Annotated in this window: 26 protein-coding genes; 6 read left to right on the top strand and 20 right to left on the bottom strand. The window is 42.7% G+C overall.

Annotated features, from left to right (window positions below; all coding sequences use genetic code 11):
• Nucleotides 1–7 precede the first annotated feature (7 nt).
• Complete coding sequence (locus LC040_04790) at nucleotides 8–1,045, bottom strand: SepM family pheromone-processing serine protease (protein ID WLR52229.1); 1,038 nt, start codon at nucleotides 1,043–1,045, stop codon at nucleotides 8–10.
• The gene (locus LC040_04785) at nucleotides 1,032–1,826 is read right to left on the bottom strand and encodes a patatin-like phospholipase family protein (protein WLR52228.1); all 795 of its coding nucleotides are present in this window, start codon (nucleotides 1,824–1,826) and stop codon (nucleotides 1,032–1,034) included. Before LC040_04785 ends, LC040_04790 begins: the two co-directional genes overlap by 14 nt.
• Nucleotides 1,827–1,956: 130 nt before the next feature.
• On the opposite strand from LC040_04785, the gene ylbJ reads away from it, so the two are divergent.
• Nucleotides 1,957–3,204 carry a sporulation integral membrane protein YlbJ gene (gene ylbJ / locus LC040_04780; protein ID WLR52227.1) on the top strand — a complete coding sequence of 416 codons (1,248 nt, stop codon included), beginning with the start codon at nucleotides 1,957–1,959 and terminating at the stop codon, nucleotides 3,202–3,204.
• A gap of 39 nt (nucleotides 3,205–3,243) precedes the next feature.
• On the opposite strand, the gene coaD is transcribed toward ylbJ, so the two are convergent.
• The 3 genes from coaD to LC040_04765 all read right to left on the bottom strand — a co-directional run bounded on the left by coaD (nucleotide 3,244) and on the right by LC040_04765 (nucleotide 6,426).
• Complete coding sequence (gene coaD, locus LC040_04775) at nucleotides 3,244–3,729, bottom strand: pantetheine-phosphate adenylyltransferase (GenBank protein ID WLR52226.1); 486 nt, start codon at nucleotides 3,727–3,729, stop codon at nucleotides 3,244–3,246.
• A gap of 28 nt (nucleotides 3,730–3,757) precedes the next feature.
• Complete coding sequence (gene rsmD / locus LC040_04770; GenBank protein ID WLR52225.1) at nucleotides 3,758–4,315, bottom strand: 16S rRNA (guanine(966)-N(2))-methyltransferase RsmD; 558 nt, start codon at nucleotides 4,313–4,315, stop codon at nucleotides 3,758–3,760.
• 671 nt (nucleotides 4,316–4,986) lie between these two features.
• Nucleotides 4,987–6,426 carry a stalk domain-containing protein gene (locus tag LC040_04765; GenBank protein WLR52224.1) on the bottom strand — a complete coding sequence of 480 codons (1,440 nt, stop codon included), beginning with the start codon at nucleotides 6,424–6,426 and terminating at the stop codon, nucleotides 4,987–4,989.
• A gap of 196 nt (nucleotides 6,427–6,622) precedes the next feature.
• Here LC040_04765 and LC040_04760 point away from each other — a divergent pair, with 196 nt between their 5' ends.
• A complete protein-coding gene (locus LC040_04760) occupies nucleotides 6,623–7,012 on the top strand; it encodes a methylthioribose kinase (GenBank protein ID WLR52223.1) in 390 nt (129 codons plus the stop codon).
• A 54-nt stretch (nucleotides 7,013–7,066) separates the two neighbouring features.
• Here the strand turns inward: LC040_04760 and LC040_04755 are convergent, their stop codons facing one another.
• From LC040_04755 to LC040_04730, 6 genes are all read right to left on the bottom strand, one after another.
• The gene (locus LC040_04755) at nucleotides 7,067–8,293 is read right to left on the bottom strand and encodes an MFS transporter (protein WLR52222.1); all 1,227 of its coding nucleotides are present in this window, start codon (nucleotides 8,291–8,293) and stop codon (nucleotides 7,067–7,069) included.
• 155 nt (nucleotides 8,294–8,448) lie between these two features.
• Complete coding sequence (fabG, locus tag LC040_04750) at nucleotides 8,449–9,189, bottom strand: 3-oxoacyl-[acyl-carrier-protein] reductase (protein WLR52221.1); 741 nt, start codon at nucleotides 9,187–9,189, stop codon at nucleotides 8,449–8,451.
• 72 nt (nucleotides 9,190–9,261) lie between these two features.
• A complete protein-coding gene (locus LC040_04745) occupies nucleotides 9,262–10,548 on the bottom strand; it encodes a GntP family permease (protein WLR52220.1) in 1,287 nt (428 codons plus the stop codon).
• A gap of 22 nt (nucleotides 10,549–10,570) precedes the next feature.
• Entirely contained in the window at nucleotides 10,571–12,133 is a 1,563-nt protein-coding gene (locus LC040_04740; protein WLR52219.1) for an acyl CoA:acetate/3-ketoacid CoA transferase, read from the bottom strand.
• 312 nt (nucleotides 12,134–12,445) lie between these two features.
• Nucleotides 12,446–13,843: a sigma 54-interacting transcriptional regulator gene (locus tag LC040_04735; GenBank protein WLR52218.1), complete on the bottom strand. Its 1,398-nt coding sequence runs from the start codon at nucleotides 13,841–13,843 to the stop codon at nucleotides 12,446–12,448.
• Between the two features lie 67 nt (nucleotides 13,844–13,910).
• Nucleotides 13,911–15,089 carry an acetyl-CoA C-acetyltransferase gene (locus LC040_04730; protein WLR52217.1) on the bottom strand — a complete coding sequence of 393 codons (1,179 nt, stop codon included), beginning with the start codon at nucleotides 15,087–15,089 and terminating at the stop codon, nucleotides 13,911–13,913.
• A 237-nt stretch (nucleotides 15,090–15,326) separates the two neighbouring features.
• Between LC040_04730 and LC040_04725 the strand changes: the two genes are divergently transcribed.
• Nucleotides 15,327–16,553, top strand: a complete 1,227-nt coding sequence (locus tag LC040_04725; protein WLR52216.1) for a cation:proton antiporter — start codon at nucleotides 15,327–15,329, stop codon at nucleotides 16,551–16,553.
• 20 nt (nucleotides 16,554–16,573) lie between these two features.
• On the opposite strand, the gene LC040_04720 is transcribed toward LC040_04725, so the two are convergent.
• Both LC040_04720 and LC040_04715 read right to left on the bottom strand, forming a co-directional pair.
• Nucleotides 16,574–16,852: a DUF2129 domain-containing protein gene (locus LC040_04720; GenBank protein ID WLR52215.1), complete on the bottom strand. Its 279-nt coding sequence runs from the start codon at nucleotides 16,850–16,852 to the stop codon at nucleotides 16,574–16,576.
• A 301-nt stretch (nucleotides 16,853–17,153) separates the two neighbouring features.
• Nucleotides 17,154–17,588 carry a YlbF family regulator gene (locus LC040_04715; protein ID WLR52214.1) on the bottom strand — a complete coding sequence of 145 codons (435 nt, stop codon included), beginning with the start codon at nucleotides 17,586–17,588 and terminating at the stop codon, nucleotides 17,154–17,156.
• 158 nt (nucleotides 17,589–17,746) lie between these two features.
• On the opposite strand from LC040_04715, the gene LC040_04710 reads away from it, so the two are divergent.
• Complete coding sequence (locus LC040_04710) at nucleotides 17,747–18,574, top strand: hypothetical protein (protein ID WLR52213.1); 828 nt, start codon at nucleotides 17,747–17,749, stop codon at nucleotides 18,572–18,574.
• A gap of 463 nt (nucleotides 18,575–19,037) precedes the next feature.
• Here LC040_04710 and LC040_04705 read toward each other — a convergent pair whose 3' ends face one another.
• The 3 genes from LC040_04705 to LC040_04695 all read right to left on the bottom strand — a co-directional run bounded on the left by LC040_04705 (nucleotide 19,038) and on the right by LC040_04695 (nucleotide 20,198).
• Nucleotides 19,038–19,445 (bottom strand): hypothetical protein, encoded by a 408-nt coding sequence (locus tag LC040_04705; GenBank protein WLR52212.1) that lies wholly within the window; start codon nucleotides 19,443–19,445, stop codon nucleotides 19,038–19,040.
• A gap of 83 nt (nucleotides 19,446–19,528) precedes the next feature.
• Entirely contained in the window at nucleotides 19,529–19,762 is a 234-nt protein-coding gene (locus LC040_04700; protein WLR52211.1) for a YlbE-like family protein, read from the bottom strand.
• A 13-nt stretch (nucleotides 19,763–19,775) separates the two neighbouring features.
• Nucleotides 19,776–20,198 (bottom strand): YlbD family protein, encoded by a 423-nt coding sequence (locus LC040_04695; GenBank protein ID WLR52210.1) that lies wholly within the window; start codon nucleotides 20,196–20,198, stop codon nucleotides 19,776–19,778.
• Between the two features lie 131 nt (nucleotides 20,199–20,329).
• Here LC040_04695 and LC040_04690 point away from each other — a divergent pair, with 131 nt between their 5' ends.
• A complete protein-coding gene (locus LC040_04690; protein ID WLR52209.1) occupies nucleotides 20,330–20,689 on the top strand; it encodes a hypothetical protein in 360 nt (119 codons plus the stop codon).
• Here LC040_04690 and LC040_04685 read toward each other — a convergent pair.
• The 3 genes from LC040_04685 to LC040_04675 all read right to left on the bottom strand — a co-directional run bounded on the left by LC040_04685 (nucleotide 20,681) and on the right by LC040_04675 (nucleotide 22,955).
• The gene (locus tag LC040_04685) at nucleotides 20,681–21,730 is read right to left on the bottom strand and encodes a CAP domain-containing protein (GenBank protein ID WLR52208.1); all 1,050 of its coding nucleotides are present in this window, start codon (nucleotides 21,728–21,730) and stop codon (nucleotides 20,681–20,683) included. The two genes, LC040_04690 and LC040_04685, sit on opposite strands and share 9 nt — an antisense overlap.
• 114 nt (nucleotides 21,731–21,844) lie before the next feature.
• Nucleotides 21,845–22,273 carry a CBS domain-containing protein gene (locus LC040_04680; protein ID WLR52207.1) on the bottom strand — a complete coding sequence of 143 codons (429 nt, stop codon included), beginning with the start codon at nucleotides 22,271–22,273 and terminating at the stop codon, nucleotides 21,845–21,847.
• Between the two features lie 19 nt (nucleotides 22,274–22,292).
• Entirely contained in the window at nucleotides 22,293–22,955 is a 663-nt protein-coding gene (locus tag LC040_04675) for a CAP domain-containing protein (protein WLR52206.1), read from the bottom strand.
• A gap of 277 nt (nucleotides 22,956–23,232) precedes the next feature.
• Between LC040_04675 and LC040_04670 the strand changes: the two genes are divergently transcribed.
• Complete coding sequence (locus LC040_04670) at nucleotides 23,233–23,598, top strand: YugN family protein (GenBank protein ID WLR52205.1); 366 nt, start codon at nucleotides 23,233–23,235, stop codon at nucleotides 23,596–23,598.
• A gap of 75 nt (nucleotides 23,599–23,673) precedes the next feature.
• Here the strand turns inward: LC040_04670 and LC040_04665 are convergent, their stop codons facing one another.
• On the bottom strand, nucleotides 23,674–24,024 hold the full coding sequence (locus tag LC040_04665) for an Asp23/Gls24 family envelope stress response protein (GenBank protein WLR52204.1): 351 nt from the start codon (nucleotides 24,022–24,024) through the stop codon (nucleotides 23,674–23,676).
• Between the last annotated feature and the right edge of the window lie 22 nt (nucleotides 24,025–24,046).

The raw sequence follows: 24,046 nt of genomic DNA, 5'->3' as shown, positions 1-24,046 counted from the left end.
TCCTCGATTAAGCCGCTTCTGCTTTTTTTGATAAGTTTTCGAGGTATTGAACAGCATCTTCGAATGTGTCGACAGGGACAATTTTCATATCTGTATGGATTTGTTCGGCTGCTTTAAGGGCGTTTTGGTAGTTTGAACCTTTTGCGCCTTGTTCGTTTGGTGCAAAGAAGATGTCCGCTTCTGATTTGTCTGCAGCAACGATTTTTTGTTCAATGCCGCCGATTGGGCCTACTTGACCTTCATAATTCATCGTACCTGTTCCCGCCACTCGCAAGCCGTGTGTCAAGTCCTGCTCAGTCAGCTGATTATAGATTTCAAGTGAAAACATTAACCCAGCGGATGGACCACCGATTTCAGCTGTATCAATTTTCACATTAGGCTTTACAATGACTTCACGGTCTGTAACAAGACTAATGCCGACCCCAACTTTTTCTGGCTTGTCTGGGAACTTTGCAAGCTCAATTGTCACTTGCTCTTCTCCGCCTTTGACCCGTTCTACATCAAGCTTCACTTGTGTACCTGGTTTCAAGTCTTCGACATACTTAATGAGCTGTTCGGCTGATTGCACGGGCTTTCCGTCAACAGCTGTTACTCGATCTCCTGCCTCAAGCTTACCTTCAGCAGGCATCCCCTCAAGCACCGCCATGACATACACGCCGTCATCTTGCACTTTGACCTCTTTGCCTGCATGCTTGTAAGCGATATAGGAAGCCGCTTCTTTTGATGTGTCCATCATATGAAGCTGACGCTTATGATACTCTTCATCCGATTCTCCAGGTGGTTTAATTTGGTCTTCTGGATAGATATGATGAAAATCACGAAAATGCGCTACTGCATATTGCAGAACATTTGCTTGACCAATTCTTACAGTCGTCAGCATGAATGTCCCTTGTTCCTCAAATCCCCCGTCCACTTTAATAATGGGGGACAATTCTTTTGCCATACCAGGTGTTGATACGTAATAGGGAAGCTGAACCATTGTTAACACAATCGTTAGGATAAAGGTGAAAATTAATGTCCTTAAAAAAGGTTTACGAGTTCTCATGTTGGACCCCTTTCCAAGATTCAATTGCGAGTTTGATTTGTGGAAGATGTTTTCTTGCTTCTTCTTCACCGATACGAATAATTTCTTCTAGATTCGTAAAAGCCCGTGACGTAAACTGCGAAACATCAGGTATGAGCATAATATCAGCGTGCATGACCCGACTCCTGACAAGCTCATCCTGCATAATATCAATGCTTTGCATAATGACATCATAGATCGAGGTAATCTCTACTTCTGCTTTCACATGAGAGACATCAACCGCAATAACGAAGTCTGCCCCAAGATCACGAGCTGTTTGCACAGGAACGCGGTCAATCACGCCCCCATCAACATATAATGTGCCATCAATATTTTCGGGAACAAAGATGCCTGGAATCGCAATGCTCGCTCGCACTGCTTCTGGGAGCTTTCCTTCTGTAAATACTTTTTTCTCTCCCTTTTTTAAATCCGTCGCAACGATTCCGAGCACGACATCAAGCTCTTCAATTCGTTTTCCTTTCGTGAAAAGCTTAATAAGCTCCTTCACCCTATTGCCGCTAATAAACCCCATTTTCGGCACGGTAAAATCAAGGTAATATTTTCGACGAAACGCGGTCGCAAGCTTATAAAGCCTTGTCATATCATGACCTGCTCCATAAAAAGCTCCGATCAGCGAACCCATACTGCTTCCAGCGATCACATCAATCGGAATCCCCTCTTCTTGCAGTACGCGCAATACACCTAGGTGAGCAAAGCCTCTAGCACCTCCTGAACCGAGCGCTAACCCAATTTTTGGCCGCACAGCCCCCACCCCCTCTAAGAATCAATTGGTCTAATTTCTATTATTGTACGTATATTTGTTAGTGAACAAGCCTATTACCATAAGGTTTATTTTACCACTAGTCTGGATGCAAGTATAGAAACGTTACTTAATGACGCTCGGAGGGTTTGTGTTGGCACTTTCAAAGCTTAAAACATTGTTCCTTGCCATGCTTTTTCTTTTATTCGCTGTATCACTTATTTGCTATCCACAAGATGCTTTTCAAGCCTCAATTCGTGGTTTAAGCATGTGGTGGGATGTCGTCTTCCCATCGTTGCTGCCGTTCTTTATCGTCTCAGAGTTATTAATCGGCTATGGTGTTGTTCACTTTATCGGCGTCTTACTAGAACCACTTATGCGTCCGTTATTCCGCGTGCCAGGTACAGGCGGATTCGTCTGGGCAATGGGAATGGCCTCAGGCTTCCCTGCTGGCGCGAAATTAACCGCCAGATTGTGGCAGGAAAAACAATTGACGACTGTCGAAGCAGAACGGCTTGCTTCCTTTACAAATTCATCCAATCCACTGTTTATTTTCGGTGCTGTAGCGGTCGGTTTCTTTCATAATCCAAAGCTTGGCGTATTGCTGGCTGTTTCCCATTACACAGCGAATGTTTGCGTTGGCCTACTCATGCGCTTTCACGGCGGCAGAGCGGAAGTCTCCTCCTCTCAACGAACGAAGAAGTCTTTTTTTCTAAAAGAAGCCTTCCTGCGCATGCATCACGCCAGAACAACGGAAAACCGACCATTTGGAAAGCTGCTAGGCGATGCAGTCATCTCTTCTGTACATACCTTATTAATGATCGGCGGTTTTGTTATATTATTTTCAGTCGTTAATAAAATGCTTCATGTCGCTGGTGTAACAGAAGCTATCGCCACTATCATTGCGTCATTTTTAAGCGTATTTTCCGTTTCCACCGACTTGTCTGTGCCGCTTATTGCTGGATTATTTGAAATTACACTCGGAAGTCAAATGACAAGTCAAACAGAGCTTGCCCCTCTTTTGCAGCAAGCAGCGATTACAAGCTTTATTCTCGGGTTCAGCGGCTTATCTGTACAAGCACAAGTCGCAAGCATTCTCGCTGAAACAAACATTCGTTTTCGGCCTTTTTTTATCGCAAGAGTCTTGCAAGGATTCTTTTCCGCTGTCATAACAGTCTATTTATTTGAACCGCTCTATGTCCAAATGCATACATTTGAACGGCGTACAAACGATATTCCTGTCTTTAATTCAAGTGTTTCAGCTGACTTTTTTTCTGAATCATGGGCGCTCCTTTTACAATACGGAGCACTTTTTACACTTTTAAGCCTCTATGTATACGTCATCCTTTATGCTTCAAGCATTTATAAACGAAACAGTTAAAGCCATCCAACGAATGCAACGTTTGGATGGCTTTTCTATTTATTTCCTTCCGTATTTTTCATACAGTGCCTTCTCCACACACGATGGTACAAGGTCAGCGACGTTACCGTTATATTTGGCAACTTCTTTCACGATACTCGAACTTAAGAATGAATATTGATTATTTGTCATCATAAAAAATGTTTCAATGTTTTCATCTAACTTACGGTTCATAGACGTGATCTGCATTTCGTATTCAAAGTCAGAAACAGCTCGAAGACCGCGCAGAATCGCTTGAGCGCCGATCTGTTCAGCATATTCAATCAATAATCCTTGAAAGGAATCAATTTCCACATTCGGAATATCAGCAGTAGCTTCTCGAATTAAGTCCTTCCGTTCCTCGACAGTAAACAATGGTTGTTTCGATGAATTGCTTAATACACAAACATAAACTTTGTCAAACACACTTGCTCCACGTTTAATAATATCAAGATGACCGAGCGTAATCGGATCGAAACTACCCGGACATACAGCGATGCTCGCCATAAGAATTCCCCCCTAAATGACCTTTCACTCACTCCACACGTTGATAAATGGAAATTGCCGTTGTTTTATTGTAGTCTTCGTGCTTAATGCGCTCAAAATTCGCAATTTGTTCGACCAGCTCTTTTTCTGCTGCATGTTCTGTCACTAAATAGCCTCCTACTTCAACGAGGTTTGCTTCAACAATCTGGTCGATAAATGGTTTTAGCTTTACTTTTTGATACGGCGGATCAAGAAAAATAACCGAAAATGTCAGCTCGCGCTTAATGACTGCTTTCAGTGCTCGCATGGCATCGTTTCGGTAGACTTCGACTTGCTCTTCTAACCCACATGCATTGACATTTTCTCGGATCGTTTCGATTGCTTTCGGATGCCTGTCAACGAAAATAACGTCATCCATTCCGCGGCTCAAAGCCTCAATTCCAAGCGAACCACTGCCTGCAAATAAATCAAGCGCACTCCCCCGCTCAAAAAAAGGACCGATTACATTAAACATTGCTTCCTTTACCTTATCTGTCGTCGGCCTTGTAGACGTACCAGGTACCGCTTTAATACTTCGTCCTTTTAACGTTCCAGCAATTACACGCATGGTTTACCCTCACTTTGTTCTATGTACAAATGAATGCTGATTGCTTTTTTCGAAGCAATTTACGCCATTAATCCTACCATAAAAACGGTTTCAACTACAATTGTTGATTTCCCTCTACCCTTTTCGACACCCCTATTCATAACCACGTCGAATAAAAGCAGAAAAAAATAATCAACAAAGGTATAAACAAAACAGAAAAGGCAATAATGAACGTAACAACATCATTAAGGTGTTGTTGCCAACCGCGGAGAAGACTTACGTTTCCCCATAAGTTCTTCCTCCGGTTTCTCCTCTCCCTTTGCCTTCCTTCTCTTTGTGATAAACATAGAGAAGCATAGAAGGAACCTTGCAGAAAAAACTGCAGGGTCTTTTTTTATGCCCGAAAAGCGGAGGCGGCTTGACCAGGGGCGACAAGCATAAGGCTGAATGCGGAGGGAACCGCCTTTTGTTCCCATAGCAGGCTGACTTATGACCTCGAGCCCCTAGCCGCCGCAGCTAGATCCCAAGGGGAACGCTGGCTAAGTACGTCACGTCCTGTGACAACGCCTGCACTAGCACATCCTGTGCGTCGGAAGCGTTTAGGCTGTCCGATTGCTAAAACCATCTCAATCCCCTTAAAAAAATTCCCAAAAATGCAAAAAAACACCCGCAAAAAATGCGGGTGCTGCGAATTATTTTAAGTGTATTCCATCATCACGTTTGATAATTTCAACGCGTAAAAGCTGTTCAAACCATTTTTCAGACATATAGACACGACCATTTACTTTTTCAAGCGGCTTAGAGGTTAAACCGTAATCCTCTTGGTTAAAAATAAAATAGCTTTCTTTTAAGAAGAGACGCCACGTGTTGCCGCCTTTTTGGACGATATACGTATCTTCTCCTTCAAGTTCCGTTACTTCAAAGCCTGCTTTTTCAACGACATCGACAAGAGGTAAATATAACCCGCCTTTTTGATAGATCGGTTTCCAGTTTTGGCTAATCTTTTTGCCTTTATAATAGACATCCCGTTCTTCCACAAAATACAACGGCTGTAGAGGTTCAGTCGCTTCTGCATTGCTGCTAAAGAACTTTGTCTCTTTTTCTGTTACATGACTGAGCGCTTCATCTAAATCTTTGACAGATACTTTTTCAGATGATTTCGCATATAACCATTGCGCAAATGCTTTTTTCTCTTGTTTATTCAACTGTCCTAATAACTCTTCAACCATCTCTCGGGCTTTTCCGTCTGCTACGTTCTTGTTAAAAGCAAGCGAAGGAAAAGCATCCCAAATCCAGCGAATTCCTTCATTAGAAGGCCGCTTCGCCTCAAGGAAATAAGCGTAAGCCATTTTCTCATCAGCATCCATTTGTGCTGTTTCCGCCGGAAGCACGGCAAGAAGCGGAGACAAATGTGTCGTACTTTGTGTTGTCGTTACGAGAGTAAGCCCTGTTTGTTCAGGTAAGTTTTCGACCCACTTGCCGTTCGCATGAAAGGCTGCGTTCGGTGATGTATAGGTAAGCACCTTTCCTTTTGAAGACTTTGCAAGCTGCTCGTTTGACATATAGAGCGGAAATTCAGTTGCATTTTCTTTCTCCCACGCATAGAAACGTAAATAATCCCGTTTCACATCCGCTTTATTGACAGCCCCTGCTGCCCAAACGGTTGACTTATTCAACTCTTCACTCACTGTTACACTCATATCAGCAACATATGGCTTTAATTCATTATTTAAAAATTGTACGTACCACTTTTCAAACCATTGGTTCACAGCGCCGGGCGCAAGCGGCAATGTATACGTAAAGGTTACCTTTGGTGCACCTTGAACATTTAGTCGTTTTCCTTTGTCACTGTCTGTCCAGTCACATTCACTCTTACTATCATACGAACAGGAGACATCAGAAATACCTTCTGGCAGCTGCACGAGAAACTGTTGCTGCTCTATATTTCGAATGGTCTGCTCTACTTTCAAGCCACTTTTATTATGCAGGATTGAGAGCTCATATCGTAAAGGTATTGTCTGCTCTTTTGCTTCTGCTGACTCTCCTCTTTGATATACGATCCATTGATACCCGACAAGTCCTGCGATTAAAAACGTAAACAACAACAGTACACCCAATACCCGTTTAAACATCGCAAATACCCCTTATCGAAATTTTATATATTAAACATACCAAATAATTCATGCTTTGACATATAGATTTTCGTAACATTTTATAAAAATTTCTATTTTTCTTATCGGACAAAAGCTGTCTTCTTTTATACTTCCTCTTCTTTTTTGTAACAGACCGTGCTAAAGTATGATCGGAGCAAACTGAGGAGGGAAGAACATGATTCAACGTTTTATTGAGCTAGGTGAAGGTTATTCTGACCTTTATGAGCTGCTTGAAGTGGCACGAAACAACCGTCATCGTGTGAAACATATGATGGCATATTACTCAACGAAAAATGAACAACAGGTCGCATCGCTTGCCGTTGTATTAGAACCGACAACACCAGGCGATTTTCAGCCCATTTACATATGTCGTGAAGGAATCCCTAATCCACACTTTAAGCCAAATCAACGCTTTGACTTATTCCAACAAACAGCAGAAGAAATCGGCAAAAAAGTTATCGAGCTGGACGTACAGCCTTCCACAACATTCGGAGAGGTCGCCCTCTACTACAGCCATCTAATCGGCATTCTTCGTATGAACCACTATATCGCACCCTTGCAATAAACAAAAAAACACCATGACCCCCTTTCGCATGAATGAGTGGGTCATGGTGTTTTTCTAACTTGATTTCACAAAGCGGCCTCCCACATTCGGTTGGCGCCCTTCCATGATTGGCATAATATAAAATTTGACTAGCACAATATTGACGAAAAATATAATCGCAGAAAATACGAACACACCGCGAATACCAATTCCAGCAGACAGCCAACCTGCTAGAATAGGGCCAAGCATATTTCCTAGATAAACAAAGCTGTTTGAAAATCCGTACGTCCTGCTTTCCATCCCTTGCGGTGACAATTGTTTAATAATCGAATTAACTGTCGGTAGAAGTCCGCCAGCAAACAGCCCGATCATAAAACGCAGAACAAACAATTGCCATAAGTCAGAAACAAATGCAACCGGAATAGATGCGATGGCTGCACCGCTTAAGGAGAAAAATAGCACCTTCTGCCTGTTTGTCCGGTCTGCCAGCTTACCGAGCTGCGGAGAGGCCATCATGTTCGCAAAGCCCATTACTGCTGTAGCCGCTCCTGCTAAAAAGGCGATATTCTCACCAGACGCAAGCTCTTGTACAAACAACGGAATCATCGGATTGACTCCAAGCATGGCAAGCTGAATAAGAAACGCCGCAAAGAATAAAGCAATCATCGGCTTATGAACGGTTACACGTTTGAAATCTTTCAATGCGTTACTTTTTGGCACGTCGCCTGTTGGTTTTTCAATTTCTTTTACAAATAACAGCACCACTGTTGCGGCAACTAATACACAAATACCTGTAATGTTAAAAATCATCCGAAAGCCAAATGCTTCAGCCATCGCCCCGCCGAACAGTGGTCCGATGATACTGCCGGCAACTGCGCCTGACTGTAAGGTACCGAGCGCGTAGCCTGTATGTTCTTTCGGTGTATTTGTTGCGACAAGACCAATCGATGCTGGGATAAAGCCGCTTACGACCCCGTTTAATAACCGAAGCAATAGTAGCTGAACAGGACCTGTAGCAAAGCCTAATAAAATGATGGTGACACTCATACCAAAGCCTGAGCGCAGAATCATCACTTTCCGTCCATATTTATCCGCAAGCCTTCCCCAAAATGGCGAGAAAAGAAAAGCGGTAAAGAAGCTTGCTCCGAATATCAAACCAGACCACAAACTAACCTTATCCATATCCGTCATCCCGAGCTCTTGCAGATACAAGGGCATGAACGGCAAAATCATTGTCATTGCACTTAAAACGAGGAACTGACAAGCAAACAAAATCCATAAATTACGTTTCCATTGCTGCATAGTTGTTTCACTTCCTTTAAGATGTATGCCTCCTCTTATGAACTTACGCCACTATAACGCAACTCCTATTAAAATTCAAAACATCTGTTTACGGTAATTCCTGTTAACGACAAAAAACGTGAAGTGTCCGTTGCAGACACTCCACGTCTTTAGAATTAGATGACAACCCCACCATCTACACTTAATACTGTCCCTGTAATAAAACGTGCTTCATCTGAAGCAAGGAAGGCATAGGCGTTCGCAATATCTTCTGGTTGTCCTAACTGACCAAGCGGCGACTTTCCTTTCATCATATCTAGTACCTTCTCAGGCATCTGCTCTGTCATCGGTGTTTGGATGAAGCCTGGAGCGACAGCGTTTGCACGGATGCCATTTTTACCGAGCTCTTTCGCCCATGTTTTCGTCATTCCGATCACGCCCCATTTTGTTGCGGCATAGTTCGTTTGCCCAAAGTTTCCATACAAACCGACAACACTTGATGCATTTAGAATCACGCCGTTGTTTTGTGCTTTCATTTGTTTCGCGGCAGCTTGTCCAACAAGGTAAACACCTTTTAAGTTTACATTAATAACATTATCCCACTGCTCTTCAGATAGTTTCACTAATGTGCCATCAGCTGTAATGCCTGCATTGTTGACGACGATATCAAGCTTTCCATATTTCTCGACGGTCTTTTGCACCATTCGGTCAACCTGCTCGCCATTTGTCACATCAACAACCATTCCTTCAGCTTCTCCGCCTTGTGCTTGAAGCGCTTCTACCGTGCGATTTATATTTTCTTCGTTAATATCAACGACAACGACCTTTGCTCCTTCAGCTATGAATTTCTTTGCTGTTGCTTCACCAATCCCTTGTCCGCCCCCTGTAATAATCGCTACTTTTCCTTCTAATCTCATTTTCATTTCCCCCTTATTCTATTTGGTGAAAAGCCGTCGTTTCGCTTCCACCACTTTCCTTTATTTTATCTATTAGACCAATCCAATTGCGGCAAAGATAATCGCAACAATAACAGCTGCAATTGGAATGAGTGAACCTACTACGAAAATATCCTTATATGAATCTTTATGAGTCATACCTGTAATCGCCAACAGCGTTAAGACGGCACCATTATGCGGCAGTGTATCAAGTCCGCCTGATGCGAGTGAGGCAACTCGATGAAAGGCTTCAGGGGAAATCCCTGTCTGCATCGCAAGCTCATAGTACTTCGAACCAAGTGCTTCAAGCGCAATTCCCATCCCGCCTGATGCAGAGCCTGTCGCACCTGCAAGTAAGTTAACCGCAACAGCTTCAGAAATAAGCGGATTTCCCTTAATGCCAAGAACAAAATCTTGTAGTGTCTGAAAGCCAGGCACTGCCTTTACTACTGTTCCAAAGCCGACTGCTGCACTTGTATTCATAATCGCAATAATTGACCCATTCGCTCCACTATTAATCGAGCCGACAAAGCCTTTCATCTTGTGCAGGTTGAACACCATAATTAAAATAATCCCCGAGATCAAAGCCGGAATAATGTTCCACTTCAGCACATTTAATGTCAAAATAACCGACACAAGCGGCAGAAATGAAATAAGCGCATTAGGAAGCTTCGCAGCATCGATATCTTCTATCTCTTGATCTTTCGGCTCTGTAAACACTTCTCCTGCTTTTACGAGCTTTTTTTCACGCCAGCGCAAATAAAAATAACCGCCGATTCCCATAACAGCTGCCCCTGCAATCCCCATGAACGGTGCCGCTGTTGGTCCTGTTTCAAAATATTTCATCGGAATTAAATTTTGGATTTGCGGCGTACCAGGAAGCGCTGTCATTGTAAAGGTAAAGGCCCCGAGCGCAATTGTCCCTGGGATAAGCTTACGCGGAATGTTCGCTTCACGAAAGAGCGCGATTGCAAGCGGATACATTGCAAACACAACGACGAACAAGCTTACTCCTCCATATGTAAGAACAGCCGCTCCGGCAACAACCCCTAACACCGCACGTTTTGTACCGATAATTTTTGTAATTGCGTGCGCTACTGAACGAGCTGCTCCGGTGTCTTCCATTAGTTTACCGAAGATTGCCCCAAGCATGAAGACCGGAAACCACGCTTTTGCAAAATCAACAAATCCTCCCATATAAGTATCGGTATAAGCATCAAGTAAATCTAATCCACCAAATAATGCGACTATCCCCGCTGTTACTGGTGCGATCCAAATAATCGACCAGCCAAGATAAGCGAGCACCATTAATAATACTAAACCAAGAATAATTCCTAGCACACTTTCTCCCCCCTATTCAGTTCTATGACTCTACGACGTAATCAAGTGCCATCTTTTCTTCTCGAAAGATACGTTCATCCATCACTTTTAAATCATCTGAAATGACTGGTTTAAACTGCATCTGTGCTAAAATATCTTTGTCCAAATCAATGCCTGGTGCAATTTCTGTAAGCATTAATCCGTCTTTTGTTAATTCAAAAACAGCCCGCTCTGTGACATATAAGACTGGCTGATTTACTTCTACGGCATAATCACCACTGAATGTAATATGCTCAACTTCTTTCACGAACTTCTTAATCTTTCCTTCTTGTTCAATCGAAAGCTTTCCATCTACAATCTTGATTTTCAATCCGCCTGCTGTAAACGTACCGCAATAGACAACCTTCTTCGCGTTTTGCGAGATATTAATAAAGCCGCCTGCTCCAGTAATTTTCGGACCAAATTTACTAACGTTTACGTTCCCTTTTTCATCAAGCTGTGCCAACCCAAGAAAGGCTAAGTCAAGACCACCGCCGTCATAGAAATCAAATTGATTCGGCTGGTCAATGATGCTGTCAGGGTTAATGGCTGCCCCAAAGCTTAAGCCGCCTGCCGGCACACCGCCAATTGGTCCAGATTCAACCGTCAGCCTCATCATCTGACCAACACCCTCTTCATTTGCGACCATCGCTACTCCTTCTGGCATTCCAATCCCTAAATTCGTAATTGCATTTGGGATAAGCTCCATCGCAGAACGACGTGCAATAATCTTTCGTTCATTTAATGAAAGACGCCCTAACGATTCAATCGGTACCTTCACTTCCCCTGTATAAGCCGGGTTGTACTGCTCGGCAAATGTCTGCATATGATTGTCAGGCTGTGATTCCACAATGGCATCAACATAGATACCAGGCACCTTTACAAGCTTCGGGTCAAGCGTGCCTCGTTCAACTACTTTTTCAACTTGCAAAATCACAATACCGCCCGAATTTTTCGCAGCCTGTGCCATGGATAAGCTCTCTAATGTACCTGCTTCCTTCACAAACACGGCATTCCCATCTTCATCTGCATATGTCGCACGAATCAGCGCGACATGAATCGGAAATGTCTTATAAAATAGGTAGTCTTCACCTTCAATGCTCATCAGTTTCACAATGTCATCCTTCGTGCGCTCATTAAGCTTTCCACCTTGGTTGCGCGGGTCAACAAATGTCTTTAACCCAACATGTGTGAGCGTTCCTGGTTTTCCTGCTGCAATATCACGAAACAAATGGGATATAACGCCTTGTGGTAAGTTATATGCTTCAATTTTATTTTCAATTGCAAGCTTCTGAAGCTTCGGGGCAAGCCCCCAGTGCCCGCCAATAATCCGAGATACTAACCCTTCGTGACCGAGATGATTTAAGCCTCGCTCCACTCCATCACCTTGACCTGCTGCATAAACAATTGTCAGGTCGGCCGGCGCTCCTTCTTGCTTGAACCTTTCTTCTAGTCCAATTGATAATTCCTCTGGATGTCCGTTGCCGACAAATCCGCCAGTCGCAACGTTCGCACCATCTGGAATTAATTTCATCGCTTCATGTAGACTCATTACTTTAGAAGCCATTTGTGTCTCCCCCTTCAACTTCGTAAACGCTTTCTTTTCCCTCGCTTTGTATAATGCAATTCCTGTGCCAACACGCTACTGTTTGTCTAAAAGCTAAGAAAAGCGGCTTTCTCGCTGTTTGATAAGCAGAACTTTTCGAACATTTAAATAATATCTATCCAAAAGTGTATGAAAAAGCAAACAGATTGATCCGAACAGCTTATAAAGTGTATGAACATCCGTACATTTTAACCAAATAATCAGATTATATGTAAGGGCTTTCAGACATTTTGAATAAAAAAACAGCATGCCCTCAAAATGGAACACACTGTTTTAGTCTTCAATTAAATGATGTTTTTTAAGTTTTTCATAGAAGGTGGAGCGGCTGACTTCTAGCAGCTTAGCAGCCTTTGACTTATTGCCGTTGTTGACAGCAAGTGCATCGAGCAAGGCTTTCTTCTCTGCATCCTCCAACGTTTGCTTCAAGCTTCGGACCTCTTTCACAAGGCATGTTCCTGTCACTTTTTCAGGTAAATGGTTCGAATCAATACGCTCACCATCATCAACCATGTTCACAGCTCGCTCGAGGACATTTTGCAGCTCACGTACATTTCCCGGCCAACTGTATTCAGAAAGAGCATGCATTGCGCTGTCTGTAATGCCGGCAACTTGCTTCCCCATCTGCCTACAAAGCTTCTGTAAAATATAATTCGTCAGTGTCACTAAGTCACCATTTCGCTCCCGCAAAGGTGGAATAGGAATGGCAAGTACATTCAAACGATAGAACAAGTCAAGACGAAACTCTCCCTTATCTACCATCTCTTCAAGGTTCTGATTCGTTGCAGCAATCACACGAACATCAATGCTTTTACTGCCGGTTGCTCCGATCTTTTCAACTTCTTTTTCTTGCAGCACACGTAAAAACTTCACTTGCATATGCAATGGAAGTTCTCCAATTTCATCAAGAAAAATCGTTCCGCCATCCGCTGCTTCAAACTTTCCTTTTTTACCACCTTTTTTTGCTCCGGTAAAGGAACCTTCCACATACCCAAACAGCTCTGATTCAAGCAAGTCAGACGGAATAGCTGCACAATTAACTTTCACAAACGAACCAAATCGACGATTACTTGCATTATGAATGGCATGTGCAAACAGCTCCTTACCTGTTCCGCTTTCGCCGAGCAGTAATACATTCGAATCGGCCTGAGCTGAGCGCTGTGCAAGTGAAACGGCACTGCTGAAGGCAGGGCTATCTCCAATTAGACTTTCAAAGTCATAGGTCGCTTTATTTTGTTCTTTCAATGCCCCTTTGTACAGCTCTAGATCCTTTTCCATCCGTCTAATACGGCGGTGCAACGCATTTAATCCACTTAAATTACGGAAAAGCACTTTTCCAACCGCTCCGACGATGATGCCTTCTTTTAGAAGCGGCATTCGCGTCGCAATCATATAATCGCCTTTAATAAGCTGAATATCAGCAATCTCTGGCTTACCTGTTTGAGCAACGATATGCATCCGCGTGTTCTCAATCACCTCTGTCACATGTTTCCCAACAGCTTCTTCCTCTGAGACGCCGATAAATTTTGCATAGTCTTTACTGATCATTGTGATGACTCCGTCTTGATCAACGACTACAAAGCCATCATGGGCGATTTCCATAATTGTCCTCAGCACTTCAGTTGTATTCTTCTCATCATTCAGTTCCTTCATCATATCTGCTCTTTCTCCCATGTCTTCCCCTCCTTCCATTACGTTCTCAAAAAAAGATGCCCCTTAAAAAAGGGGCATCCGCTTGGATTTATCGCTCTACAATTAACGATGTGCCTTGTCCGCCGCCAATACAAAGTGTGGCAAGACCTGTCTTCACATCTCGTTTTATCATTTCATGCAATAGTGTAACTAAAATGCGGGTACCTGATGCCCCAACTGGATGTCCAAGTGCAATTGCCCCACCATTAACATTAACCTTGTTCGGGTCCAATTTCAAGTCTTTCACAACTGCTAAAGATTGGGCTGCGAATGCTTCATTTGCTTCAATTAAATCAATTTGATCAATCGTCATGCCTGCTTTTTCAAGTGCTTTCTTTGTAGCAGGTACAGGACCATATCCCATGATTTTCGGATCAAGTGCGGCAGAGCCGTATGATTTGATTGTTGCAAGCGGCTTAATACCAAGCTCCTCAGCCTTTTCTTTCGCCATTAAAATCACCATTGCTGCGCCGTCATTTAAGCCAGACGCATTACCTGCTGTGACTGTGCCATCTTTCTTGAAAGCAGGCTTTAGCTTAGCAAGCTTTTCGATTGTCATGCTATGTTTTGGATGCTGATCTGTATCAACAACGACTGGGTCGCCTTTACGCTGCGGGACTTCAACAGGAACGATTTCATCATTGAAGCGGCCTTCTTTTTGTGCTTTTTCAGCTTTTAATTGACTCGCTAATGCGAATTCATCCTGCTCTTCACGTGAGAAGCCCCACTGCTCTGCAATATTTTCCGCCGTTACACCCATGTGAATATTGTTAAACTTATCTGTTAACGCATCATAGATCATCGTGTCAACAACTTTGCCATCACCCATACGCTGTCCCCAGCGCGCATTTGGCATAACGTAAGGGGCATTACTCATGCTTTCAATCCCACCAGCCATAATGACATCCGCATCACCTAAGCTGATAAATTGCGCTCCCATACTAACCGTACGTAGGCCAGAACCACACAGCTTATTAATTGTCATCGCTGATGTTTGCTCAGGCATACCAGAATAGATTGCAACTTGACGAGCTGGGTTTTGCCCCTGTCCAGCTGAAAGGATATTACCAACAAGTACTTCCTCAATCATATCTGCACCAATGCCAGCACGCTTGATCGCTTCCTTCGCAGCTGTTACACCTAAATCAACAGCTGATACAGACGCAAGTGAACCCCCAAATGTCCCCACAGGCGTTCTTGCAGCACTTACAATCACAACTTCTCTCATCTTAAAATGACCTCCTCAAGTAATCTTGAATCCTCTTTTTCTTTATGCAACTTTCATGCCAATAACCTTTATGTAAATTGAATATAAAAACGGTTTCATTCCCATTTTCACAATACCATGAACATTCAAAAAAATCTACAAGTGAGTTTAAAGTTTACTCTGTTGGTGAAACTTCCAATATATATCCAAACATTTGGCATACTAATTGGCAAACGAATGATGAAGGAGGAAGGTCACTTGCATTCCTTTCATGAAGTATTCATTCAAATCTTGATTTTGCTGGCGGTGTCAATCAGTGTCATCGGCTTTGCAAAATTTATTAACCAACCGTATTCGATTGCCCTCGTCCTTGTCGGTTTATTTCTTGGTGCGACTGAAATTCCAATCATTGAGGAAGCCGAATCTTTCATCACTCAATCAAATCTCTTTCAAGCCATTATCATCTCTCTTTTCCTGCCGGTTCTCTTAGGCGATGCGGCTTTAAAGCTTCCTTTTTCACACTTATTTGAACAGAAGAAACCTGTGCTGGCCCTCGCATTTGGCGGTACCTTTCTTTCGTTTCTATTAATCGGATTTGGGAGTTACTATCTTATCGGCTTACCGCTTGTGCCTGCCTTTACATTCGCGGCAGTAATGAGTGCGACCGACCCGATTAGCGTGTTATCCATTTTCAAATCGCTCGGTGTTTCGAAGAAATTATCGACGATCATTGAAGGCGAATCATTGTTTAATGACGGCATTGCCGTTGTCTTATTTAAAATCTCGACCGTTTACTTGCTTACATATATTGAAATGGGGCTAGCAGGGCTTGGCAATGGTGTGCTTCTTTTCTTACAATTTGCCCTTGGCGGGGTGCTTGTCGGAAGTGTTTTCGGATGGGTGTTTTCGCAAATCATTCGACTATATGATGATTATCCACTAGAGATTGCTTTTTCAGCCCTGCTGTTTTTCGGAAGTTATTTTATCGCTGAGCATTTTCATTTTTCAGGCGTAATTGCCGTTGTGGTCAGCGGGTTAATCTTCGGAAGCTACGGGAAAAAAATCGGCATGTCTGAGGAAACGCGCATTAATATTAATACATTTTGGGATGTCATTACGCTTATTGCCAACTCACTTATCTTCTTAATGGTCGGCTTAGAAATCCGCTATATTGAGCTAACCGGCAAATGGGGCATCATTACGCTAGCGATTGTACTAGTTCTTGCCAGCCGCGTCATTGCGCTTTATACAAGCACAGCTCTTATTAAAGATGTTTCAGCAAAAGAAAGGTTTGTTTTAAACTGGGGCGGCTTAAAGGGAAGCTTATCAATCGCACTTGCCCTTCAGCTTCCTGCTTCCTTTTCAGGCCGAGAAGATGTTTTACTGCTTGCTTTCAGTGTTGTGCTATTTTCCTTACTTATCCAAGGCCTTTCAATCGGCCCTCTACTTGAGAAGTTAAATATGACAAAAAGGCAGACGCAATAAAAAAATTGCATCTGCCTTTTTTATAGTCCGATTTTGTAATCGTACTCTTTTGCTTTATCAGGTTTTGAGTTTTCATACTCTGTTTTTAAGAATGGTTTATGTGAGAGGTCAACCCGCTTTACATAATAAAGCGACTCTAACTTCTGCTTCCAATCTTTCGCCATGTCCATATCCACATAAACAACCGCATATTTCATCCGTCGTGAAACGTAATGAACATTTCCGAAACGGCGCAGCTGTCTTGCTTGCTTTAATGAATGAAGCCATACGATTAATCCTTGCCGTTTCACATCAATCATTTTTCTCTTTCCCCTTTACCTCTTGGTCTCCTAGTATCAAAAGTTTACCAAAAAGCCCGCATTCGTGCAATCTGCTAACCACAGCGGCCCTGGGCAAGCCGCCTCCCGCTTTCGACGCACAGGATGTGCTAGTGCAGGCGTTGTCACAGGACGTGACGTTCTTAGCCAGCGTTTCTTGGGATCTAGCTGCGAAAGGCAGGCTGCGCGAGTTGCTTCACCTTCCCACGCCGAAAGCAAAGAGCGGCTTTCTCTGTGTGAAGGTTCCAGCAATCGGACAGCCTAAACGCCTTTCTCCGCTTTTCTAACCGCATCCACATGCTCCGCCGCTTCCGCAGCCGCAGCCTGATTGGAAGAATGGGTCTCCGCCTGGGACTTTGATGTATTGGGAGACGGATTGCCCAATGATGGTGCTGACTTCGTCGAGTAGGTCCTGCAGTTGGCGTTCTGCTTTTTTGAAGACTGCAACTGATTCGTGCATATCGACCGCACGCTTTGCTTCCCTGACACTCTTTGTAATTTTATAATAATCAGGGTGATAACGCCCGAAGCGCTGGACATCCTCGTATAAATCTTTTTCTTTCAAAAATTTATTAATTAATGCTTGAGCGTGCTTGTCTTGTGCTAACCGCTCCTTGCATTCAATATATTGTTCATACACATCTGACTCGATAATCTTTTGAGCAAGTTGTTCACTTCGCTCAAGTACTTCGATTCTTTCTGAAGTAGCCAAAATCAAATGGAACACCTCCATTTATCCATTTTAACAAATTCATATCAATTTGTCGTCAAAAGCTATTGACGGTCTTTCCCTCTCAGCATATAATTTTTCTGATTTACTTATTCATTCCAGCTAAAACCTTAAGGAACAATTCATTTGAAGGGATAGAACTACAATTGAAACTTTTATCTTTCAATCCATTTCGCACGATTGGAATTCCGAATGTAAAATATATCAAACCGGATTTGATGTTTCGTGAAATGGATGCCATTAAAGAGGCTGATGTCCTTCTTTTTCCTGAGACATGGCAAGTAAATACGCTTGTCTATGGCTTAAATAAAAAAATTTTCCCAAATATTCAAACGATCCAAATTGGTCAAAATAAAATTGAACAAACACGTGCTCTTTGGGCTGTTTGCCCTGAGCATACGCCTTATACTGAAATCCTTGGCAACACGAAAGAAAATATCGAAAAAGTTCTCGAAACCTTTCCGATGCCATTTGTGGCGAAGGAATCACGCAATTCAATGGGAAAAGGGGTTTTCCTTATTGAAAACGAAAACCAATTTCTCGATTATGCTGCACGAAATGATGTCTTCTATATCCAAGAGTATTTACCAAATGACGGGCGTGACTTACGAGTTGTAGTCGTCGGTAAAGAAATCGTTACGGCATACTGGCGAATTGGAGCAGATGGTGCCTTCCTTCATAATGTGGCAAAAGGCGGCGACATTTCGTTCACTGATATTCCGCTTGAAGCGTTAAACATTATCCAAAACGTTGCCAACGCATTAAACGTTAATCATGCTGGATTTGACTTGATCTATTCAGAAGGTCAATATTACATCTTGGAATTTAATGTATTATTCGGTAATCAAGGCTTACTTGAAGCTGGCATTAAAATTGAACAAAAAATTTACAACTATTTATTATCTGAATTCACACCAACATTCCCGACAACACCCATTACACCTACACCAAGTCGAAGAAAACAAATTTCATAACAAGAAACTGCGCCTGTTATCAGCGCAGTTTCTTTGATCGGATGGACTTTTTGGAGTTACTTGTCGCCCCTGGGGCAAGCCGCCTCCGCTTTTCTTTTGTCCAGCTGCGGCGGCTAGGGGCTCGAGTCATAAGTCAGCCTGTTGCGGGGATAAAAAACCGTCCCCTCCACATTCTGTCTTATGCTTGTCGCCCCTGAGCAAAGCGCCTCCGCTTTTCGAGGTGTCCAGCTGCGAAAGGCAGGCTGCGCGAGTTGCTTCACCTTCCCGCTCCGAGGCAAAGGGCGCCTCTATGCGTGAAGCTTCCAGCAATCGGACAGCCTAAACGCCTTTCTCCGCTTTTCTTTTGTCCAGCTGCGGCGGGCAGAAATTTGTGTTGCTTCACCTTCCTGCTCCGAGGCAAAAAGCGCCTCTATGCATGAAGGCTCTAGCAAACAATATTTCTAAGCGGCCCGCCTCCGCTTTTCTATATATTAACTTCAATTGTTTGTTGGATGTTGTAGGATTGGTTTTCGTTTTTCATGAGAATGACTTTTAGTTCGTGTGTGCCTTTTGGTAGGCCGCGGACGACGAAGGCAGCTGTGTAGATGTCATCCACTTTTTGCCCGTTTAAATATAAATGAATGTAGCCTTCGTTATTTTTGGTAGCACTTTTATTTCGGTCGATAAAGTGAAAGTCTGGAATGTAGCATTCGACGTATACATTATTATTTTTGACATGATGCTTTACTTGAAGGACCTCGTTCTTTTCCTGCATTTCTGCTTGTATTGCTTGCTGACGCATTTCATCTTGTGTCCATCCATTCGGATGACTGAATGCTGTTAGAAAAATGATACTGACAACGGCCGTTATGAACCCGATTCTTTCTTTCACGATATTCTCCCCTTTGCATGTTCACTTATATGCTTAGTGTTTGCGTACAGGGGAGAATTTAATCCATCAATCCAAAATCAGCACTATTCTTTCATCGCTTGCATCATCGCCATCATCATCGAAACCATTTGTAACTGCTGTCGCATCTTTTGCATTTGCTGTGGCAATGTTTTGCCATAAAAATATTTTGCGTGCTGTTCAATTTCAGTGACCGCATTCGGGTCGCGTGAAAGAAGACGATACCAATAAGGATTCTCGCGTACAAATGTTTTCAAATCAGGTCTGTTATTGAGTAAGTACTGGGTTTCAAGACGCATCCATTATCACCCCTTAATCTTGTCTGAAAAAGAACGGGGACCGATTTTGCGGTGGTGGTGTCGTCGGTTTTTTCGGTTGCTTTGTTGATTGAAATTGTTCAAGAAGCTGCTGGATGTTCCCGATTGCTCCGCTCATATTCGCAATGTGACCTTGCATCGCGTTCATGTCGATATTTTTTAACATCGAAAAGATTTGGCCAAGACCTTCTGTTTCATTTCCCTTTTGATTGTTCTTTTTTTCGTTATTCGCGTTCTCCTCAGCCGTTGCGTTTTCTTCCTTATAGGCTTGCCACTGTTCGTCCTCTTCACCCAGTACTCGCCAGTCTTCGTATACCTGCTGCCATGAACGTTTATCCGTTCGCACCTCTTGAACGAGCTTCGGATGTTCATTTACAAATTGGCGGAATGACTCCAACTGTTTTTTATCCTTTGCCATTTCGCTCACCTCACCTTTATTTTTTCCACGTATGCCCATTAATAATGTAGTCCAGTAAGGTGGGATTGGTGCGCCCATTTTTTCATTTTGCTAAAATAAATGGAGACATTCCAAGTAAAGGGAGGGATTACATGTTAATTGCAGCCATTGTCATACCGATTATCTTTCTTTATTTTCTGATGCTCACCCGTCGTGAACACCGAAAGCATCATGAAGCATGGCTTACATCTGGTATTGTTGAAGAGCATGCCTCGATTAGAGGGCGAGTTGTTCGGTTAAATACTTCAAAACGCATTTTCTATCAACAAAAGCGCATTTTCACTTTAGAAGTAGTTATCCAAGAAGAAGAACGAAAGCATACAGCAATTATTGAAAAACCAATAACAGAGCCGTTCACTTCGCCTACTCTTGAGATTGGTCAGGAGATTATTGCTTACGGACAGTGGGATAATAAGTATTTTCGGATTAACCGTTTTGAACAGTTAGTGTAATATATTCTGAATAAAGTTTTGCGTATAGTATTCTTGATAAACACCTACTCCTAAGTGTGTAAAATCAGGATACAGCAAGCTTTGACGATGACTTTCACTATTTAGCCAGCCGATCACAACAGCCGGCCCATCCATATATTTCGCAGCAATATTTTCTCCCGCACTTTGATAGACGATATTACGGGCAGTCAAACGCTCTGCTAGGGTGCCTGAGGTTGGAGACGTATGTGAAAAGTAATCATGCGTCGCCATATCTTCACTGTGCGTGTAGGCTGTCTGGGCTGCCTCTTCATGCCATGCTAGTGGTGAAACACCGTAGCGTTTTCGCAAATGATTTGTTATATGGAAAATTTGCTTTTGATTACTTTGTTCGATTTCTTTCAACTGTTCATTTGAAAGTGCAGCCGGCTTTTCAATTTCCCCACGATACACAAAGTTATAGGCCCGCTGTTTAATTAATGTCTCACTATCCGAATAGCGGACTGCGACAAGTTCGTCCGTATAGTGATCCCGATAAAGCTGAGCCCATGCGTTGCCAAGATGAATAAGCGGCTTATTCATGTATTCTTCGTCCGTTAACGTCATTTCTACTTCCATACTTTCCGTTTGTATATCCTGTGTTTTCTTCCTTTCAATACCCTTTACTTGTTTATCGAAAGGTTGTCCAATTTCAAATGGATATGTATGTAGCTGTTTACCAAGTGCAAAGATCGTGACGACTTTATCATTTAAAATACCAATCTGAATATCATGATTCACGTTATCCTCATACACCCACCACGTATAATCATATGCAGACAAATCTTCACGTGTAGGAGTGCCAAATGTCTCTTTGATTTCCTTTGCATCTTTTCCGATATAGGCATGTAATGGTTTGTCCATTACATTTTTCTTTTTTATGACAGGTTCTATTTGTTGATTATCTTGCTTTTCGGTAATCGGCTTGTCCTTTGTTTGTGAAAAGCTTCCGAGCGAAAATGCGTAATAAACAATAAAGCCAAAGATAACAAACCAAAAGACCCCTTTTGTTCTGCCGCTCATCTAACCGCTCCTTTTCTCTTAACTACATGTTATGAACGTATTCTTCTTGCAATGAAATTATGCTGATAGAGTTCATATGAAAGCAAAAACGCCTGATCGCTCAGGCGCTTTCACTTAATGTGTAAGATGCGGCGGTTCAGAGATTTCACTTAATGCATGCTCTGCCGCTTCATTTGATTGTTCTTCTAGTGCAATGTCACCAAGAGATAACATCCCAACGAGACGATTATTGTCGATAACAGGAAGACGACGAATTTGCTTGTCTGACATTAGTTCAGCTGCTTGCTGTACATCTATATCAGAATTCACACTCTCAACGTCCTTACTCATCACATTCGTAATCGCGAATGAGCCTGGGCGCTTCTCTGCAAGGCCACGAATGACAAGGTCGCGGTCTGTGACAACGCCAAGCAACGTATCACCTTCACATACCGGTACGACGCCAACATTGCGTTCTTTCATAATAACAGCCGCTTCAAACACATTATCCTGTGGAGTAAGGGCTGCAATATCCGTTGACATCACGTCTTTTACACGTTTCATATTCAATCACCTTCACAGCTTATTTACGAATGAACATTTGCGTCCAGTACTTACCGTAGCTTCCACCTTCAGCATAACCAACACCGATATGTGTCATATCTGGATTTAAAATGTTTCTGCGGTGGCCCGGAGAATCCATCCATGCTTTTACAACAGCTTCTGGCGATGGCTGACCTGCTGCAATGTTCTCAGCTGCAGCTGTGTATTGAATACCAAATTGTTTCATCATATTAAATGGCGAACCATATGTCGGTGAATTATGACTAAAATACCCTTTATCACGCATATCAGCTGACTTCGTACGTGCTACTTTTGCTAAGCTTGCATCTGCCTGTAATGGCTTAAGACCTTGCTTTGCACGCTCTTGGTTTGTAAGTTGAACAACCTGCTTCTCTACATTCTGCATACCTTGCATGTTCTGCATGTTCGGTTGACGTTGACGAGTAGCGGAAGGCTCATGCGGAATCTTAATTTTTTGATACGGGTAAATTAAGTTTGGATTTTCAAGCTGTGGGTTTGCTCGAATGACATCCCAAAGATTTTCCTTATACTTCTGTGAGATAATCCAAAGTGTTTCACCTGGTTTTACAATATGGGTAACTGTGTTCTGTGCATGTGCTCCTCCTGCAAATACCATTAAGGATAACACTGCGCTTGCAATTAAGAACAACCATTTCTTCATGACGAGTTCCTCCTTTTAATAGGTGTTGTTCTCCCCTTATTGTGACCAATTTTCAAAATATCTCTCATAAAGATTAAAATTTATTCCCGAAAAGACAATAACCTGCTACAATAAGAATGGTTTTTCAGTTATTTGGTTGCAACTCTGGCGTGTACATACTATGATTATCTATATTGGACATTTGTGTCAGTGTTATGCACCGCTTGTACAAACATAGGCAAACATGCTGTGAAATTGTATGATGCAGCTGGATTTATTATAGGAGGGAAAAGGGAATATGAAGCTTGAAATTGCAGCTCTAGAAAGCAAAGTAGTTGAACTGAAAATTTTGAATGAAGTCATGAAGAAGAACGGCCTTGTACTAGGCGATACGTGGGATTATGAACGTGTTTCATACGACCGCAAATTTGAAAACCTTGATACTGGCGAAGTGTTCTATCTTCGTGTACTCGGTTATGCAGTAGAAGGCAACATTGATTCAGGGCATGGACAAGTGCAGCTTATGACGCCGCTTCTTGGTAAGCACTACTACCCGCATGGTGTTGAATATGGTGAAGGTGAAGACTTCCCGAAAAACATCATCACAAAATCAGAAAAAATCCTTAATACAGTAGCTTCAGACATTGAGGCTCTTGTAAAATAATTACATACAAAAATGCTCAGCGATGTACGCTGAGCATTTTTTATGAAGAAATACTTCTGAAAGCTTTATCCTTGCTTATTCAAATTTCACCTGCACGACTGAGACATTAACTTCTTTTACAGAAATCCCTGTCATCATTTCAACCTCTTCCTTCACAGCACGCTGCACATTATGGCATACCTCTGCGATTTTCACGCCATAGTCGACTGCCACTTTCATCGTAAGCACCGTCTCATTTTCCTCATTTGTTTCGACGAACACGCCTCGCTTGCCGCCTCGTTTGTTAACAACACGCGAGAAATCGTCACGGATATCAGAAACAAAGCTTGCTACTCCATCAATTTCTTGAGCTGTCAATGCAGCGATGACAGCTATTACTTCATCAGAAATTGTTAACTCTCCTCGCTCAAGCCACTTCGAAACCATTTCTTTCGCCTCCTCTATCTCA

The sequence above is a fragment of the Bacillus tianshenii genome (assembly GCA_020524525.2).
Taxonomy (GTDB): Bacteria; Bacillota; Bacilli; order Bacillales; family Bacillaceae_N; genus Bacillus_AV.
This window is presented reverse-complemented; position numbering and strand designations above follow the sequence as displayed.

What these genes read in the sequence shown, in the direction of transcription:
- LC040_04755 (WLR52222.1), bottom strand. Translation starts at nt 8,293, where the DNA reads ATGCAGCAATGGAAACGTAATTTATGGATTTTGTTTGCTTGTCAGTTC.
- LC040_04685 (WLR52208.1), bottom strand. Translation starts at nt 21,730, where the DNA reads ATGAGCGGCAGAACAAAAGGGGTCTTTTGGTTTGTTATCTTTGGCTTT.
- LC040_04735 (WLR52218.1), bottom strand. Translation starts at nt 13,843, where the DNA reads ATGGGAGAAAGAGCAGATATGATGAAGGAACTGAATGATGAGAAGAAT.
- coaD (WLR52226.1), bottom strand. Translation starts at nt 3,729, where the DNA reads ATGGCGAGCATCGCTGTATGTCCGGGTAGTTTCGATCCGATTACGCTC.
- LC040_04690 (WLR52209.1), top strand. Translation starts at nt 20,330, where the DNA reads ATGTTAATTGCAGCCATTGTCATACCGATTATCTTTCTTTATTTTCTG.
- LC040_04740 (WLR52219.1), bottom strand. Translation starts at nt 12,133, where the DNA reads ATGGCTTCTAAAGTAATGAGTCTACATGAAGCGATGAAATTAATTCCA.
- LC040_04765 (WLR52224.1), bottom strand. Translation starts at nt 6,426, where the DNA reads ATGTTTAAACGGGTATTGGGTGTACTGTTGTTGTTTACGTTTTTAATC.
- LC040_04675 (WLR52206.1), bottom strand. Translation starts at nt 22,955, where the DNA reads ATGAAGAAATGGTTGTTCTTAATTGCAAGCGCAGTGTTATCCTTAATG.
- ylbJ (WLR52227.1), top strand. Translation starts at nt 1,957, where the DNA reads ATGACGCTCGGAGGGTTTGTGTTGGCACTTTCAAAGCTTAAAACATTG.
- LC040_04680 (WLR52207.1), bottom strand. Translation starts at nt 22,273, where the DNA reads ATGAAACGTGTAAAAGACGTGATGTCAACGGATATTGCAGCCCTTACT.
- LC040_04760 (WLR52223.1), top strand. Translation starts at nt 6,623, where the DNA reads ATGATTCAACGTTTTATTGAGCTAGGTGAAGGTTATTCTGACCTTTAT.
- LC040_04695 (WLR52210.1), bottom strand. Translation starts at nt 20,198, where the DNA reads ATGGCAAAGGATAAAAAACAGTTGGAGTCATTCCGCCAATTTGTAAAT.
- LC040_04700 (WLR52211.1), bottom strand. Translation starts at nt 19,762, where the DNA reads ATGCGTCTTGAAACCCAGTACTTACTCAATAACAGACCTGATTTGAAA.
- LC040_04670 (WLR52205.1), top strand. Translation starts at nt 23,233, where the DNA reads ATGAAGCTTGAAATTGCAGCTCTAGAAAGCAAAGTAGTTGAACTGAAA.
- LC040_04665 (WLR52204.1), bottom strand. Translation starts at nt 24,024, where the DNA reads ATGGTTTCGAAGTGGCTTGAGCGAGGAGAGTTAACAATTTCTGATGAA.
- LC040_04720 (WLR52215.1), bottom strand. Translation starts at nt 16,852, where the DNA reads ATGATTGATGTGAAACGGCAAGGATTAATCGTATGGCTTCATTCATTA.
- rsmD (WLR52225.1), bottom strand. Translation starts at nt 4,315, where the DNA reads ATGCGTGTAATTGCTGGAACGTTAAAAGGACGAAGTATTAAAGCGGTA.
- LC040_04790 (WLR52229.1), bottom strand. Translation starts at nt 1,045, where the DNA reads ATGAGAACTCGTAAACCTTTTTTAAGGACATTAATTTTCACCTTTATC.
- fabG (WLR52221.1), bottom strand. Translation starts at nt 9,189, where the DNA reads ATGAGATTAGAAGGAAAAGTAGCGATTATTACAGGGGGCGGACAAGGG.
- LC040_04730 (WLR52217.1), bottom strand. Translation starts at nt 15,089, where the DNA reads ATGAGAGAAGTTGTGATTGTAAGTGCTGCAAGAACGCCTGTGGGGACA.